The 14,281-nt window shown below is 71.1% G+C and carries 15 protein-coding genes and 1 pseudogene; 2 read left to right on the top strand and 14 right to left on the bottom strand.

The genetic code is table 11. The features are described 5' to 3' along the window. Positions 1-38: 38 nt before the first annotated feature. The 7 genes from F6W97_RS00720 to F6W97_RS00690 form a co-directional block, all read right to left on the bottom strand. A complete protein-coding gene (locus tag F6W97_RS00720) occupies positions 39-1,454 on the bottom strand; it encodes a pyridoxal phosphate-dependent decarboxylase family protein (protein ID WP_155368110.1) in 1,416 nt (471 codons plus the stop codon). Further along, the gene (locus F6W97_RS00715; RefSeq protein ID WP_196278914.1) at positions 1,447-2,055 is read right to left on the bottom strand and encodes a helix-turn-helix domain-containing protein; all 609 of its coding nucleotides are present in this window, start codon (positions 2,053-2,055) and stop codon (positions 1,447-1,449) included. Before F6W97_RS00715 ends, F6W97_RS00720 begins: the two co-directional genes overlap by 8 nt. Before the next feature lie 67 nt (positions 2,056-2,122). After that, positions 2,123-2,851 carry an ABC transporter permease gene (locus F6W97_RS00710; protein WP_155368752.1) on the bottom strand — a complete coding sequence of 243 codons (729 nt, stop codon included), beginning with the start codon at positions 2,849-2,851 and terminating at the stop codon, positions 2,123-2,125. A 29-nt stretch (positions 2,852-2,880) separates the two neighbouring features. After that, entirely contained in the window at positions 2,881-3,648 is a 768-nt protein-coding gene (locus F6W97_RS00705) for an ABC transporter ATP-binding protein (protein WP_155368109.1), read from the bottom strand. A gap of 466 nt (positions 3,649-4,114) precedes the next feature. Further along, a complete protein-coding gene (locus tag F6W97_RS00700; RefSeq protein WP_155368108.1) occupies positions 4,115-4,573 on the bottom strand; it encodes an SHOCT-like domain-containing protein in 459 nt (152 codons plus the stop codon). Positions 4,574-4,592: 19 nt separating this feature from the next. Further along, positions 4,593-4,856, bottom strand: a complete 264-nt coding sequence (locus F6W97_RS00695) for a hypothetical protein (protein ID WP_196278913.1) — start codon at positions 4,854-4,856, stop codon at positions 4,593-4,595. Next, entirely contained in the window at positions 4,853-5,218 is a 366-nt protein-coding gene (locus F6W97_RS00690) for a DUF2089 domain-containing protein (RefSeq protein WP_155368107.1), read from the bottom strand. The genes F6W97_RS00695 and F6W97_RS00690 overlap by 4 nt, the downstream gene beginning before the upstream one ends. 456 nt (positions 5,219-5,674) lie before the next feature. On the opposite strand from F6W97_RS00690, the gene F6W97_RS00685 reads away from it, so the two are divergent. Then, positions 5,675-6,256, top strand: a complete 582-nt coding sequence (locus tag F6W97_RS00685) for a DUF5317 family protein (RefSeq protein WP_155368106.1) — start codon at positions 5,675-5,677, stop codon at positions 6,254-6,256. Positions 6,257-6,513: 257 nt separating this feature from the next. Here F6W97_RS00685 and F6W97_RS00680 read toward each other — a convergent pair whose 3' ends face one another. From F6W97_RS00680 to F6W97_RS00665, 4 genes are all read right to left on the bottom strand, one after another. Continuing rightward, a complete protein-coding gene (locus F6W97_RS00680) occupies positions 6,514-6,942 on the bottom strand; it encodes a nitroreductase/quinone reductase family protein (RefSeq protein ID WP_155368105.1) in 429 nt (142 codons plus the stop codon). A 107-nt stretch (positions 6,943-7,049) separates the two neighbouring features. Beyond that, positions 7,050-7,400: a hypothetical protein gene (locus F6W97_RS00675; protein WP_155368104.1), complete on the bottom strand. Its 351-nt coding sequence runs from the start codon at positions 7,398-7,400 to the stop codon at positions 7,050-7,052. Between the two features lie 10 nt (positions 7,401-7,410). Next, positions 7,411-7,932, bottom strand: coding sequence for a hypothetical protein (locus F6W97_RS00670; RefSeq protein WP_155368103.1), 522 nt, complete (start codon positions 7,930-7,932; stop codon positions 7,411-7,413). Then, complete coding sequence (locus F6W97_RS00665; RefSeq protein ID WP_155368102.1) at positions 7,929-8,618, bottom strand: hypothetical protein; 690 nt, start codon at positions 8,616-8,618, stop codon at positions 7,929-7,931. Before F6W97_RS00665 ends, F6W97_RS00670 begins: the two co-directional genes overlap by 4 nt. Positions 8,619-8,785: 167 nt before the next feature. On the opposite strand from F6W97_RS00665, the gene F6W97_RS00660 reads away from it, so the two are divergent. After that, on the top strand, positions 8,786-11,779 hold the full coding sequence (locus tag F6W97_RS00660) for a BTAD domain-containing putative transcriptional regulator (RefSeq protein ID WP_155368101.1): 2,994 nt from the start codon (positions 8,786-8,788) through the stop codon (positions 11,777-11,779). Here F6W97_RS00660 and F6W97_RS00655 read toward each other — a convergent pair. The 3 genes and pseudogenes from F6W97_RS00655 to F6W97_RS00645 form a co-directional block, all read right to left on the bottom strand. Further along, positions 11,754-12,707 (bottom strand): ABC transporter permease, encoded by a 954-nt coding sequence (locus F6W97_RS00655; RefSeq protein ID WP_155368100.1) that lies wholly within the window; start codon positions 12,705-12,707, stop codon positions 11,754-11,756. The two genes, F6W97_RS00660 and F6W97_RS00655, sit on opposite strands and share 26 nt — an antisense overlap. Beyond that, a pseudogene (locus F6W97_RS00650) lies at positions 12,704-13,635 on the bottom strand (ABC transporter ATP-binding protein); the annotation flags it as partial. The gene F6W97_RS00655 and the pseudogene F6W97_RS00650, both read right to left, overlap by 4 nt. Positions 13,636-13,822: 187 nt before the next feature. After that, positions 13,823-14,161 (bottom strand): RNA polymerase-binding protein RbpA, encoded by a 339-nt coding sequence (locus F6W97_RS00645; protein ID WP_155368098.1) that lies wholly within the window; start codon positions 14,159-14,161, stop codon positions 13,823-13,825. Positions 14,162-14,281: the final 120 nt, after the last annotated feature.

Below are 14,281 nucleotides of genomic sequence, written 5' to 3'. Positions count from 1 at the left end.
CCAGCCGGCGATGCCCGCCGACCCCAGGTGGCCGGCGCTCATCGGACCATCTCCGCGGCCACGACGCGAATTTCGTCCAGCAGCACGGACAGGTCCTCGGCAGTGGTCGCCGGGTTCAGCAGACAGGCCCGCAGCACCTCCATGCCGGCCAGGCGCGTACCGGTCACGAATGCGCGCCCGCGATGCTGGACGGCAGCCGGGATCGCGCGGTTGAGCTCATCGAGCCGGCTTTCGCCGCCGCCCGTCCGGCACCTGAACGCGACGATCGACGTGGTCACCGGGGCGAGCAGTTCGAAGTCGTCCGCTGCCTCGACCATCTCGGCCAGCGTGCGGGCCAGCCGCACGGTGTGGTCGACGAGCCCGGCGATCCCGTCCCGGCCCAGGTGCGACATCGTCGCCCAGACCCGCAACGCCCGAAACGGGCGGGTCTGCTCGGGCCCGTACTCGGAGAACCAGCCGAAGCCCGCGGCACTGTCGTCGCGCAGGTATGCCGGGACGAGGCTGAACGCGTCACGTGCGGTGGCCGGGTCGCGCAGCAGGACACAGCCGCAGTCGACCGGCACGCCGAGCCACTTGTGCGGGTCCAGGGCCAGCGAATCCGCCCGTGACATGCCCGAGTAGGCGGTCGCGGCGCCGTCGGCGAGGATGCCGAGCGCCCCGTATGCGCCGTCGACGTGGAACCACAGGCCGTGCTCGGCGGCGACGTCGGCGATCTCGTCGAGCGGGTCGACGGCGCCGGTGCTGACCGTGCCCGCGCTCGCCGCCACGCAGAACGGGCGCAGTCCGGCCTCGACGTCGCGCGCGAGCATGGCGCGCAGCGCGCCGACGTCCATCCGGAACCGGCCGTCGACCGGAACGGTACGCAGCCGGCGCGCGCCGAGGCCGAGTAGCTCGGCGGCCTTGCGCAGGCAGCTGTGCCCCTCTTCGGACACATACATCACCATCGGCGGGCGGCCCGACAGCCCGTCCTCGCGGACGTCCCAGCCGTCCCGACGGCCCGCGTGCTGGCGTGCCGCGGCCAGGCTGATGACGGTGGCCATGGACGCACCGCTGGTGAGCAGCCCGGCTCCGGGGCCGTGCGGGAAGCCGGTCAGTTCGGCCAGCCAGCGCACGACGGCATGTTCCAGCAGCACGCCGGCGTGCTCGCCACCGGCACAGCTCGGATTCATGGCCGCTGCCAGCGGCGCGACCAGCACCCCGGCCGGTGACGGCGGGGAGTTGACCCAGCCGAAGAAGCGGGGATGGCCGTTGCCCATCGGGTACGGCAGCACCCGCGTGCGCACGTCGTCGACCAGCTCGTCGAGCGGACGGCCCGTCGCGGGCAGCTGCTGGCCGGTCAGCCAGTCGCGATCCTGTTCCGGCACCGGCTGCCACACCGCACGCTCCCGGCCGCCTGCCAGGTGGCCGGCCGCCAGTTCCGCGGCCGCGCGCCCGGCCCGCAGCAGCTCATCCATGGGACGGCCCCGCCGCCGCTGTGCCGAGTTCCATGGCCAGGTAGTACACGCAGTCCTGGGCGGTGTCGTTGGCGAAGCCGTGCCGGCAGTCGCCCGGGAAGTATGCCGAGTCGCCCGCGTCCAGCAGGTGCGCTTCGCCGTCGACGGTCAGCCTCAGCCGACCGGACTCGACGGCCACGTACTCGCGCGAGCCCGGCCGGTGCGGCGAGAACTCGCCGGCATCGACACCGGGTCCCAGGGTCGTTCGCATGAATTCGAACTCCACGCCCGGCAGCACGGGAGACAGGATTCGGCGTTCCCACCCTGCCGGGTCGCGGACGACGCGTTGTCGCGCCTGGCGCAGCACCGTCACGGCGTCACGGTCGGGCTCGTCCAGCAATCGCGCTATCGACGTGCCCAGCGCCGTCGCCAGCCGGTCGAGCACCAGCACGGTCGGCGTCTTGGCACCCCGCTCCACATCCGACACCATGCTCCGGCTGACCCCGCTCAGCTCCGCCAGCCGCTCCAGCGCAAGGCCGCGGGCGCTGCGCAGGGCGCGTAGCCTCGAACCCAGCGCCGCCACCGACAACCCTCCGGACAGCACGCCGTCGCCATCAACCATACATCCACTATAGAGGATTCACGTCCTCTATAGTGGATGAAGGCACCGCCCGTGACGGGCGGCGCGGTCAGGCGACCTTGCGGCGGTAGACCCGCATCGCGAACGCGTACGCGACGACGAGGATGCCTGCGCACCAGCCGAGCGCGACCCAGATGTCGTTGCCGACCGGCTGCTGGTCGAACAACGCCCGGAGCGCGTCGACGATCGAGGTGACCGGCTGGTTCTCGGCGAAGGCCCGCACCGGCCCCGGCATCGTGGCGGTCGGCACGAACGCCGAGCTGATGAAGGGCAGGAAGATCAGCGGGTACGAGAACGCGGTGGCCCCGTCTGTCGACGACGCCGCCAGACCGGCGATCATCGCGACCCACGTCAGCGACAGCGTGAACAGGGTCAGGATCGCGGCGACGGCAAGCCAGTCCAGCACCCCGGCCGAGGTCCGGAAACCCATGAGCAGCCCGACGGCGATGATGACGACCACGGAGATGGCGTTGGACACCACCGAGGTGAGCACGTGGCCCCACAGCACCGCGGACCGTGCGATCGGCATGGAGTGGAACCGTTCGAAGATGCCGCTCTGCATGTCGTTGAACAGCCGGAAGCCGGTGTAGGAGATGCCGCTGGCGATCGCTATGAGCAGGATCCCAGGCATCAGATAGTTGGTGTAGTCACCGGTGCCGGCTTGAATCGCGCCGCCGAACACGTAGCGGAACAGCAGCATGAACGCGATCGGCATGATCGTGACGGTGATGATGGTGTCCATGCTGCGGGTGACGTGCCGGATGGAACGCCCGAGCATGACCCCGGTGTTGCTGAAGACGTGCGCGCTCACGACTGCTCCTTGTTTCCGACGACGGCCAGGAAGACTTCTTCGAGGGTGGGCTGGCGTTCCACGAGTTCGGCCTTCGCGGCGGGCAGCAGCGTGCGCAGTTCCGCCAGGGTGCCGGAGACGATGATCGTGCCCTGGTGCAGGATCGCGATCCGGTCGGCCAGCTTCTCCGCCTCCTCCAGGTACTGGGTGGTCAGCAGCACCGTGGTGCCGCTGTCGGCCAGGCCCTGGATCTCCTTCCACACCTCGATGCGACCTTCCGGGTCGAGTCCGGTGGTCGGCTCGTCGAGGAAGATGACCTCCGGGTCGCCGATGAGGCTCATGGCGATGTCGAGGCGGCGGCGCATGCCGCCGGAGTAGGCCGAAACCCTGCGGCCTGCCGCGTCGGCGAGGCCGAACCGTGTCAGCAGGTCGTCGGCGACCTGGCCGGGGTTGTCCACCCGGCGCAGTCTGGCGACCATGACGAGGTTCTCCCGGCCGGTGAGGATCTGGTCGACCGCGGCGAACTGGCCGGTCAGGCTGATCGATTCGCGGACCCGCTCGGGCTCGGCCACCACGTCGAACCCGGCGACACGGGCCGTGCCGGCGTCTGGTTTGAGCAGCGTGGACAGGATGCGTACGACGGTGGTCTTGCCGGCGCCGTTGGAGCCGAGCAGCGCGAAGATGCTGCCGGCGGCGACGGTGAAGTCCACGCCTTTGAGGACTTCGAGCTTTCCGTAGGACTTGCGCAGTCCACTGACGTGGACGGCAGGGGGTGGGGTCTCCATGGGGGTGGTTTCTCCTTTTCGACGATCACGTCGTGGTACGAACCCGAAGCCTTCGAGGAAGGCGTGGGTCGGCTTGTCCATGCGGGCGCCGGCGGAAGTTCACGCTGCGCGGGCGTGGTGGTGCTTCTTGCTCCAGCCGACGCCGAGGTGCAGGCGCACAGGATCGCGCCACGCAGGTCACTGGGTTGAGTCCGCGCCGGCAGAGGGGTGCAGCGCGCGAAAGAGGTGCGCCTCAGGTCGGTCTGGCGGGACGCGACGTCGGCGAGCGCTGTGTCATCGAACCGCACGTCGTGCGGTCCGGACACGCTGAAGCCGGGGTGGACCAGGCCTGTCTTGCAGGAGGTGGCGCTGTTCGGACGTGGCCGTGACGGCGTCGGTCAGGTCGGTGTCGGGGAAGTCGGCGCAGCGCGCTCGCGCCGAGGCATCCGGCACGCGGTCCGATCGGGAATGTGCGGCTGCCGTGGCGCTATTCGCAGAAGACCTGCACCTTGGCGTCGGCCGAGTCGATGTCGACGGTGAGCTCGTCGAGGTGCTCGATCAGCTCTTCGAGCTGCTGCGGTTTGAGCTGGGTCAGGTCGATGTCCACCCCCGAACGGCGCAGCTCCGCGTTGGCCCGCGTGAGCGCCTGCGGCGGGACGAGGCTTGCCAGCTTCACCCCTGCTCGCAGCAGCTGCAGCGGGACCCGGATGTTGATGCGGGCCGACCCGTCGCCGCCGGAGACCCCGGCTGCCCCGTCGCCGCCGGCGCCCTCGTCCGAGATCACCACCACGCGCAGGTACTTGGGCCGGGTTTTCGTCGTGGACCCGCCTGCCGGCGGAGACGGGGATCGGTCTCGGTCGAGGGCGTCGATCAGCCGCTCGGCCTCCTCTGCGGTGATCTTTCCTTCGGAAAGCATCTGCAGAACCTGTCGTCGCTGCTCGTTCATCATTGCTCCTCCATCTGACTCATCTGACGTTCACCAGCACGCCCATGTCGCCCTGCTCGATCTCGAATCGGGTGCCGGGCAGCGCCCACACCAGCCGCCCCGCACCGCGCAGCGCCCCCGCCGGGCTCACGTCGAACACGAGGCACGCGATCAGCCCACCCAGCACCGCCGGCAGCAGCAGCGGCGACAGCACCACCAGCACCGGCAGGACCGGGACATGCATCCGCCGCCAGCGGCCGCCGCCGCCGCGGCGCCAGCCGATCGTCACCAACTGCGGGATCACCGGGACCGCTCCAGCTCCGCCAGCGCCTCCTCGACGCCGATCTCCCCACGCCGCAGGCGCTCAAGGACATCGGCGCTGGGGGGTGCCGGGTCGGCGTCGACGAAGTCGAGCTGCTCGGCGATCCGGTTCAGCCGGGACTTGATCGTCGGGTAACTCACCCCGAAGATCCGCTCCATCTCCTTGATGGAGCCGTGCGAGCGCATGAACGCGGCGACGAAGACCTGGTCCTCGACGCTGAGCCGGGCCAGTTGCGGCGGCTCGAACTGGCCCTCGATGGCGACCCCGCTGTCGACGAGGCGCACCCGCTCGACCACGAACGGCTGCCCGCGCGTGAGGTCTGTCAGCTCCTGCCAGTCCACCATCAGCTCCCTGCTCCGGGTGAAACGCTTGCCATTAATTTGTACCTTGAGTTTTTCAAGAAGTCAAAGTCCAAACCTCAATTTTCTTAATCTCGCCATCGAATGCCGGGTCTGGGCCCGTCTGAACCGGCCCACCGGAGTGAGCCGGCAACCGCCGGACGTCGCTCGGCAGCGAGCCGATCCGTCGCCGGCCGGCCGTGGGCCCGTGACGGCCCTCGGCCGCTGGGGCCGCATCCCGCCGGCGGCGATCCAGCAGCTGCGGGCGATCCGAGCACGTGTCCGGCGCACTCCGGTACACCGTGAATGCGCAGCCGGAGCACCAGCGCCGACGACCGCGGTCTCCGGAGCCCGTCGGGACTCAATGATCCACAACCGACGGTCGGGTTTACTGGAACGCACCCGACGAGAGGAGGCACGCATGGCCGGACTCGCGGCCGCCGAGGCCCGCACGGTGGCGCAATGTCGATCAACAGTCTGATCCTGCTCATCGCGCCGCCGGCGGTGGGAGTGATCGTCGGCTACCTCTGCGGGGGTCGCCTCGCCGGCCTGCGGAACCTCCGGCTGTCGGCGCTGTGGCTGCTGTGGCTGGCGGCGCTCGTCCAGGCGGCGCAGTATCACGTGACTCCCCTGCGCCATCCCGCCGTGCTCGTCGTGGTCTTCGGCCTGGTCCTGGGGTGGTTGGCCGTGAACCTGCCCACCTGGCCGCTCGCGATCCGTATCGCCGGCGTCGCCATCACGGTGGGTGCGCTCGCCAACGGACTGACCATCGCCCTCAACGCGCGCATGCCGTACGAGCCGACCGCGGCCGCAGCGGTCGGCCTGCGATCGGACCTCACCACGCCCAAGAACGAACCCGCCGACGAGGCGACCCGGCTCGCGTTCCTCGGCGACACCATCCCGGTCGCACCGCTGAACAAGGTCGTCAGCGCCGGCGACGTGCTCATCGGCACCGGAACCGTCGCGCTGACGGCGCTCGCGATGCGCCGCCGCCGCGACCAACCCGATCCGGAACCCCAGCTCGGCGAAGGAGGTGAAACATGACCGTGGCCATCATCCGGCACCGGGCCGTCTACGCGATGCTCACACTGGCGTCGCTGGCCCTGCTGCTCTACACGATCGGCGCACCGATGACCGAAGGAAGCTAGGGGCAGGCATGCGAATCCGTATCATCGTGGCGCTCTTCTCGCTGGCCACCCTGCTCTACACGGTCGGCGCACCGCACGAACACGGTGGCTGACCCCGGCTGATCCGCGTGAAGCCGGCCCCGAGGCGCGTCATCGACCTCGGGGCCGGCCGGCTCACCCGGCCGAGACCCGGGTCAGCTCCAGGACCGGGATGGTCCGGATGCCCGCCGTCTTCGCCGCGTACTCCGCGAAGCCCGGATACCGGCTTGCCTGCTCGGCATAGCGCCGGTCGCGCTCGTCGCCGGTCAGCTCCCGGACGCGGACCGGGTAGGTCTCCACGCCGCGCTCGACGGCGCCGTGGCCGGCTGAGGTGAGGTTGTAGTACCAGTCGGGGTTGTCCGGTGCGCCGGCCTTGGACGCGAACACATAGATGACGCCGTCATCGGTCTCGTTCGCCAGGTACATCATCGGGTTGACGAGCTCGCGTCCGCTCCTGCGGCCCCGGCTGTGCACCAGCACCAGGGGAGCCCCGGCGAAATGCCCACCGACCCGGCCCTCGTTCGCGCGGAATTCCTCGATCACCTTGGTGTTCCAGTCGCTCATCGGAGGTGCCTCGCCTTCTCGTGCCGGATGCCGGGAACGGCTCCATCCTGCCCCGATCGGCCCCGTCGGGAACGGGCGGCCCGGCAGTTCCGGGCCGCCCGTTCCCGCTAGGTGCGGATACTGGGGAGGTTGACCCCGCAGGCGCGTTCGACGAACTCGCCCACCTTGACGGTGATCTCCTGGAACTCCTCGGCCGAGACGTGCGAGTGCGGCTCGGACTCGGGGACCAGATCGTCGACGAGCACGTGCATCTCGTCACGCAGCGCCTGCGGCGAGGCCTTCTCCATGGCCCGCGCGGCGGCGAGGCGCTGCTCGCCGCTGATCTGGTCCTGCCGCGTCACCTCGAACGCGCTCGCGTTGGCGCAGAAGCTCGCCTTGTCCGGCCACTGCGTCGGCAGGTCCTCCGGCCACAGCAGCCAGCCCCCGACCGCGGCGAGCACCGCCGCCGTCGCGCCCACGAGCAGACGCCTAGACGTACTGGTTGACGGCATCGATGTCGTGGGTGTCGAAGTACTTCGGCCAGATCTCCTCGCGCATGCACGAGTTGTCGTTGCTGTCGGAGCTGTGCGACCGGTGTCCGAGCCCGCCCGTGTGCCCGAGCTCGTGACAGCCCAGGCTCTGCCAGTATCCGGTGGACTTGCTGCCCATCGTCCTGGTGTTGAACTTGACGTCCAGGTGGTCGCACTTGCCGTTCAGCCAGTTGCGGTCGGTGCAGGAGGTCTGGCCGTACCAGGACGAGGTGTAGGACGCGTCGTAGACGTGGATGTCGGAACCGCCGACGCTGGTGGTGATGTCCGTCCGGTCCAGCTGCGCCCGGCCCTGCGCGACGGCCGCCTTGCCCCCCGTGGTCAGCGAGTTGGACTGGACGTCCTGCTGGGCGTTGTCCGGCGGCCCGGCGTTGGCCTTGTTGCCGTGCCCGGCCGAGGCCGGGCTCGCCGCGACGGCGACCAGCAGGATCGCGGCCGCGACGGCAATGGCGGTTCGTCTCATTCGCCTGGTCCTTCCACGGATTCGGGCTGGTCGCCGATGGCGCCGGCCGCGCCGAGCGTGCCGGCGGCGTAGGCCTGGCTGGCGTTGTAGACCTTGACCCCGAACATGTCGGGCTGGATCGCGGTGATCTGCCCGGCGAGGTCGCGGTCGGTGTTGCTCGGCTGCAGCGCCCCGTTCCTGCTGAGCACGCGGCCGTCGGAGCTGGTCAGCTCGTACGCGTTGGGGTTGCCGACGGCGCGGCGCAGGAAGAAGTACCCGGCGTCGCCGACCTGGCTCCACGCGACGCCGTTGACGATGTACCCGCGGCCCTGCGAGTCCCAGCCCTCCTCCTCCAGCACGATGCTCGGCGGCACGAGCGCGAGCTTCGGGTTGTGCAGCACGTCCTGGACGTCGATCGTCACGCTGCGCAGGCGGATCTGGCTGGTCGTCGTGCCGTCCTCGTCGGCGCCGGTGAACCGGCCCTCCCCGACCGCGCTGACGGTGCCGTACACGACCAGGTGCGAGGTCGCGACCATGCTGTCGACGTTGCCGAAGATGTACATCTCCTTGCTGTGCGCGATCGACTCGGGCTGGGCGTCGTACTGCACCTGCCGTTGCCCGCCGAATCCGACGGTCAGCGCCAGTACGGCGGCGGCCGCCAGGCCGGCACCGGGCAGGCGCCACCGCCGCCATGTGCTCAGTCTCATGTGGAATCCTTTCTTGCCCCGCACGGGGTGATCACGAAAGACTGCTCGGCGGCGCTGTCATATAGTCGGCACGCTGCCGACGGACGGCCGATGGCACATCGCCCTAATGGGACGGCCGGTGCGGGCCGGCCGGTACGGGTTCGGTACGGGCATGACGGGGAGGACGAGTGCAGGACGGGCCGTCCCCGGTGGGCCGGTACATCCGCGAGCGCCGCCGCAGTGCCGGGCTCAGCCAGTCGGAACTGGCCGCACTCGCCGGCACGGGCCTGGCCGGGCTGCGTGATCTCGAACAGGGCCGGGTGCACCGTCCCCGGCCGGACACGCTGCGCAGGCTGGCCGCGGCGCTGGACCTGACCGCGGCGCAGACGGCCACCCTGCTCGGGCTGGCCCGCGACGGCGCCGACGTCACCGGCCTCCGGATACACGTCCTGGGACCGCTGCTGATCACGAACCGGCCGTCCGCGGTCGACCTGGGCTCACCCAAGCGGCGCGAGCTGCTGGGCCTGCTCGCGCTGTCACCCAACCTGCCGGTCCCCGCCGATGAGCTCGTCGAGCTGCTGTGGGGCACCCCCAACGGGGCCCAGCTGCTGGCGACGCACGTGTCCCGGCTGCGGGCCCGGCTGCGGCCGTCCTCGGCCCGGATCGTCGCGGCCGCCGGCGGATACCGGCTGGACGCGACCGCCGACCAGCTCGACCTGCTGGACTTCCGCCGGGCGCTGAGCCGCGCACGCGAGCTGGCCGCCGACGGCCGGCCGGAAGGCGCGCTGGCTCACTACCGGGCGGCCGTCGCGATGTGGCGCGGCGAGCCCCTGGCCGACCTGCCCGCGCTGCACAGCCATCCGGCGCTCATCGCGCTCGCACGCGACCGGCGCACCTGCGTCATCGAGTACGTCGACGCCGGCGCACCGCACGACGACGCGCTGGCGGCCCTGCACCCGCTCGCCGGGGCCGACCCGTTCGACGAAGCCGTCTGGCGCCGCCTGATCACGGCGCTGGCCGGCACCGGCCGGCGCGCCGCCGCGCTGGCCGCGTTCCACACGCTGCGGCGCAGGCTGCGCGACGAGCTCGGCGTCGATCCGACACCCGAGCTGGAGCGGGTGTACCGCACCGTGCTGAGCGAAACCGCCGCGCCGCGACCGCAGGTCCCGCGGCAGCTGCCACCGGCACGGCACGGGTTCACCGGCCGCGCCGCCGACCTCGCCGCGCTGGACCGGCTGCTCGCCGGCTGGACCGGCGCCACGCCGCTGATCTGCGCGGTCTCGGGCATGGCGGGCGTCGGCAAGTCGACGCTGGCCGTGCACTGGGCCCACGCCGTGCAGTCGTCGTTTCCCGACGGGCAGCTCTACGTCGACCTGCGCGGCTTCGATCCCGGCCGGCCCGCCGCGACTGCCGGGGAGGTGGTGCGGCTCTTCCTGGAGGCGCTGCAGCCCGGTGGGCAGCTGCCGGCGACCCCGCACGCCCAGGTCGCCCGGTATCGCAGCCTGCTGGCCGGCCGGCGGATGCTCATCGTGCTCGACAACGCCCGCGACGCCGAACAGGTGCGGCCCGTCCTGCCCGGCGCGCCGGGCTGCACCGTGCTGGTGACCAGCCGCGACCGGCTCACCGGGCTGGTCGCGACCGAAGGCGCGCACCCGCTCGACCTCGCGGTGTTCGACGCCGCCGAGGCCCGCTCGTTCCTGACGGCCCGGCTGGGCGCAGACCGGGTGACCGCTGCGGAACACGCGGCGGCGGAGATCGTCGAACGTTGCGGTCGGCTGCCGCTCGCGCTCGCCGTCGTCGCCGCCCGCGCCGCGGCGCACCCCGGGTTCGCGCTGGCCGCGCTGGCCGCCGAACTGCACGGGGCGCAGGGCGCCCTGTCCGCGCTGGAGGTCGGTGACCCGGCCGCCGACGTCCGCTCGGTGTTCGCACACTCCTACCGCGACCTCGGCCCGGACAGCGCCCGGATGTTCCGGCGGCTGGCACTGCACCCCGGTCCGGAGATCTCCGTCGCCGCCGCGGCGGCGCTCGCCGCGGCACCCCAGGCGTCGGCCCGCCGGCAGCTGCGTGACCTGGCCGGCGCGCACCTGCTGGAGGAGCCGGCGCCCGGCCGGTTCCGGCTCCACGACCTGCTGCGGGAGTACGCGCACGAACTGGTCCGGGCCGAGGACGGCGACGGCGGGTGCGCCGCGGCGGCCAGTCGACTGTCCGGCCACTACCTGCACACCGCGGCGAACGCCGCGCTGCTGCTCGCGCCCCGCCGGGACCCGATCAAGCTCACCGCCGGCACGGCCGGGGAACCGCTGTCCGGGCACCGGGAGGCGCTGGCCTGGTTCGACGTCGAGTATCCGGTGCTGCTGGCGATGGTCGACGTCGCCGACGACCCGCACCTGTGGCAGCTGGGCTGGGCGCTGACCACCTACCAGGACCGTACCGGGCGCTGGCAGGACTGGGCCGACGTGCAGGACAAGTCGCTGCGCGCGGCGCGGCGGTCGGGCGACCCGGTCGGGCTCGCGCACAGCCAGCGCGGGTACGGGCGGGCGCTGACCTGGCTCGGGCACGGCGACGCCGCAAGGGTGGCCCTGTACCGCGCGGTCGAGCTGTTCACCGAGCTCGGCGAACTCGGTGTGCTCGGCCATCTGGAACTGGACCTGGCTCAGGTCGACGAGCAGAGCGGCCACCCCGAGCAGGCGATGGAGCACGCCGAGCGCGGCGCGGCATACTACGAGCGCGCCGGCCACCAGACCGGCCTGGCCAACGCGCTGAACATGATCTGTGTCCAGCTCGCCGACATGGGACGGTTGGAGCAGGGTGTCCGCTACGGGCAGCAGGCCCTGGCGCTGCTGCGGCAGCTCGGCGACCGTCGGGGTGAGGCGGCCGCCCTCGACAGCCTGGGCGTCATCCAACTGCGGCTGGGCGAGCACACCCGGGCTTCGGCGAGTCTGGCCGACGCGTACCGGCTGTTCGAGGAGATCGGGGACCGCCCCGGCGCCGCCGACGTGCTCCTGCACGCCGGCGACTGCCACCATGCCGCCGGATCACCGGGTGAGGCCGTGGCGGCATGGCGGACCGCGCTGGCGATCCTGGAGGAACTGGGTCTCCCGGACGCGGACAAGGCACGCCGGCGGCTGAGCGACCTCGCCGCCGACGGGCCCGATGTCACGCGATGTCGCGGCGGCGGTTGATGACGATGCCGATGGCGCCGGCGACGAGCGACCAGCCGGTCAGCACCAGCACGCCGACCCACCACGGGGCGGCCTGCGGGTACATCTTCTCGGGCGAGACCATGACCTGCGACGCGATGGACGGCATGACGACGGCGGACGTCAGCACCCAGTCGCCGTGGATCAGGAAGTTCCGGATGAGGTTGAACACGCCGATCCCGCCCACGAACCCGCCGAGGTAGATGATCATCGAGGTGACGACGGCGCCGATCTGGCTGTTCATCAGCGTGCCGAGCCCGAAGCCGAGCAGCGCCCACAGCAGGTATGCGACGAGGTTGAAGATGATCGCCCGCTGGACTGGCCACTCGCCCAGGGAGTTCGTCAGGCCGAGGTTGTCGAAGAAGATCAGCCCGGCCGCGAACGATACGGCCCGCGACACGAGCCAGAACACGAACCCCAGTCCGAGTACGGCGACAAGCTTGCCGAACACCACCCTGGTCCGCTGCGGTGTGGTCAGGAACGTGGCCGTGGCCGTCTGGTACTGGAATTCGTTCGTGATGACCAGCGTGCCCAGGAGCATCACCAGCAGCAGGCCGAAGAACTGGCCACTGGTGAAGATGTTGCCGGCCGCGTTGACCGACTGCAGATGCAGATCATGCAGCTGCGCGAATTCCGCCCTGGCGGCGGCGATCTCTGCCGCACCCAGGCCGCGGCCCGGCCGGAACACCGCGGTGGTGTCCCTCGCCCGGTCGAGGTGCTGGGCCGCCTCGGACATGTTGATGAACAGCGCGAGTCCGGTGAAGACCAGCGCCGCGATGCCGAACAGCCACCACGCGTTGGTGGTGGTTATCTTCCGGATCTCGCTGCGGACGAGCCGGAGCCCCGGGATGCCGACGTGGGCGATCACCGGGCGCGTCGTGGCCGGGGGCGCCTGCAGGGTCGCGCTCATCGGATGTCTGCCTTTCCGGCCGTCAGCTGGAGGAACACGTTCTCGAGATCGCGACGCTCGACGGTCAGCTCATGGATCTCGGCGCCCACCCGCAGCGCCGCCGCCCCGATCGTCGGCCCGTCCGCGCCCACGATCCGCAGCGCTCCGCCCTCGACGGGCGTGGCCGTGATCCCGGCGCCCAGCTCGGCGACGAGCGCCTCCGGACGGGGCGTGCGCACGAGCATCTGCGCGCCCCCGGCCGAGTCGATGACCTCGGCCACCGTCCCCTGCTGGACCAGCTTGCCCGCTGCGATGATCACGACGTCGTCGGCCAGCAACTCCATCTCGGACAGCAGGTGGCTCGACACGAGGACCGTACGGCCCTCATCGGCGAGCGACTTGAGCAGGTCCCGCATCCACCGGATGCCCTCGGGGTCCAGGCCGTTGGCGGGCTCGTCCAGGATGAGCACGTCGGGGTCGCCCAGCAGCGCCGCGGCGATGCCCAGGCGCTGGCGCATGCCCAGCGAGTACCCCTTGAACTTGCGGTCCGCGGCCGGCGTCAGCCCCACCGTGGCCAGCACGTCGTCGGCCCGGCTGACGGGGATCCCGGCCGCGTCGCACAGCACGCGCAGGTGGTTGCGGCCGGTGCGGCCGCGGTGCGCGCCCGACGCCTCCAGGAGCGCGCCGACCTTGCGGATGGGATCGGTGAGGTCGGCGTAGCGCCGTCCGCCGATGGTCGTGGTTCCCGCCGTGGGACGGACCAGGTTCAGCACCATGCGCAGCGTGGTCGTCTTCCCCGCGCCGTTCGGCCCCAGGAAGCCGGTGACCCGGCCCGGGCTCACGGTGAACGACAGGTCGTCGACCGCGCGCACGTTCTTGTACAGCTTGGTCAGCCCGCTGACAGCGATACCGTCGTCGGCCATCGGCCAGCTCCCCTTCCATCCGATACATAGAAGCGTGATGCATAGTAGTTCTAGGTATCAGCGGTACGCAAGAAGCTGGTCACCGGGCGGGTCGACCCGATGACAGGGCTGCAGAACGGGGCGAAATGCCGATTCAAGGCATGGATGATCCCGAGGTCTACCGCTGGACGCGCTCTTCCCGCCTCAGCGGCGCACCGGGGCCCGGCCCGACGATCAGCGGCCGCGCTTGGCGCGTACCGCGGCGAGGCGCTCGTCGAGGAGTTCGTCGAGTTCGGCGATGGTCCGGCGCTCCAGCAGCATGTCCCAGTGCGTACGCGGCGCCTTGACCTTCTTCTGCTCCGGCTCGGTGCCGTCCCGCAGCCGGGCGACGCTGCCGTCGAACCTGCACTCCCAGGTCCAGGGGACCTCCACGTCCAGCGCGAACATCACGTCGAACGTGTGCCCGTGCGGACACGCGAACGTACTGACCCGCCGGGGCGCCAGCTCGATATTGCGATCCACCTCGTAGCTGACCGCCCCCAGACGGCTGCCCCGCAATACGCGCTCGCCCACATCAGCTCCTCACGTCGTCAGCACCCGGCCAGAAACTGCCGCCGCACACAACCGGCGGGTGGGTCCCTCACATCCGCTCGACGTCCACGGCGTCTCCGGGAGGCCTCACCCCCTAGCCAA

Source organism: Catellatospora vulcania (genome assembly GCF_009720385.1).
GTDB classification, from domain to species: domain Bacteria; phylum Actinomycetota; class Actinomycetes; order Mycobacteriales; family Micromonosporaceae; genus Catellatospora; species Catellatospora vulcania.
This window is presented reverse-complemented; position numbering and strand designations above follow the sequence as displayed.

Coding starts and splice junctions, on each gene's coding strand:
- F6W97_RS00685 (WP_155368106.1), top strand. CDS start 5,675: ATGTCGATCAACAGTCTGATCCTGCTCATCGCGCCGCCGGCGGTGGGA.
- F6W97_RS00700 (WP_155368108.1), bottom strand. CDS start 4,573: ATGAACGAGCAGCGACGACAGGTTCTGCAGATGCTTTCCGAAGGAAAG.
- F6W97_RS00720 (WP_155368110.1), bottom strand. CDS start 1,454: ATGGATGAGCTGCTGCGGGCCGGGCGCGCGGCCGCGGAACTGGCGGCC.
- F6W97_RS00690 (WP_155368107.1), bottom strand. CDS start 5,218: ATGGTGGACTGGCAGGAGCTGACAGACCTCACGCGCGGGCAGCCGTTC.
- F6W97_RS00705 (WP_155368109.1), bottom strand. CDS start 3,648: ATGGAGACCCCACCCCCTGCCGTCCACGTCAGTGGACTGCGCAAGTCC.
- F6W97_RS00715 (WP_196278914.1), bottom strand. CDS start 2,055: ATGGTTGATGGCGACGGCGTGCTGTCCGGAGGGTTGTCGGTGGCGGCG.
- F6W97_RS00680 (WP_155368105.1), bottom strand. CDS start 6,942: ATGAGCGACTGGAACACCAAGGTGATCGAGGAATTCCGCGCGAACGAG.
- F6W97_RS00655 (WP_155368100.1), bottom strand. CDS start 12,707: ATGAGCGCGACCCTGCAGGCGCCCCCGGCCACGACGCGCCCGGTGATC.
- F6W97_RS00665 (WP_155368102.1), bottom strand. CDS start 8,618: ATGAGACTGAGCACATGGCGGCGGTGGCGCCTGCCCGGTGCCGGCCTG.
- F6W97_RS00710 (WP_155368752.1), bottom strand. CDS start 2,851: ATGCTCGGGCGTTCCATCCGGCACGTCACCCGCAGCATGGACACCATC.
- F6W97_RS00670 (WP_155368103.1), bottom strand. CDS start 7,932: ATGAGACGAACCGCCATTGCCGTCGCGGCCGCGATCCTGCTGGTCGCC.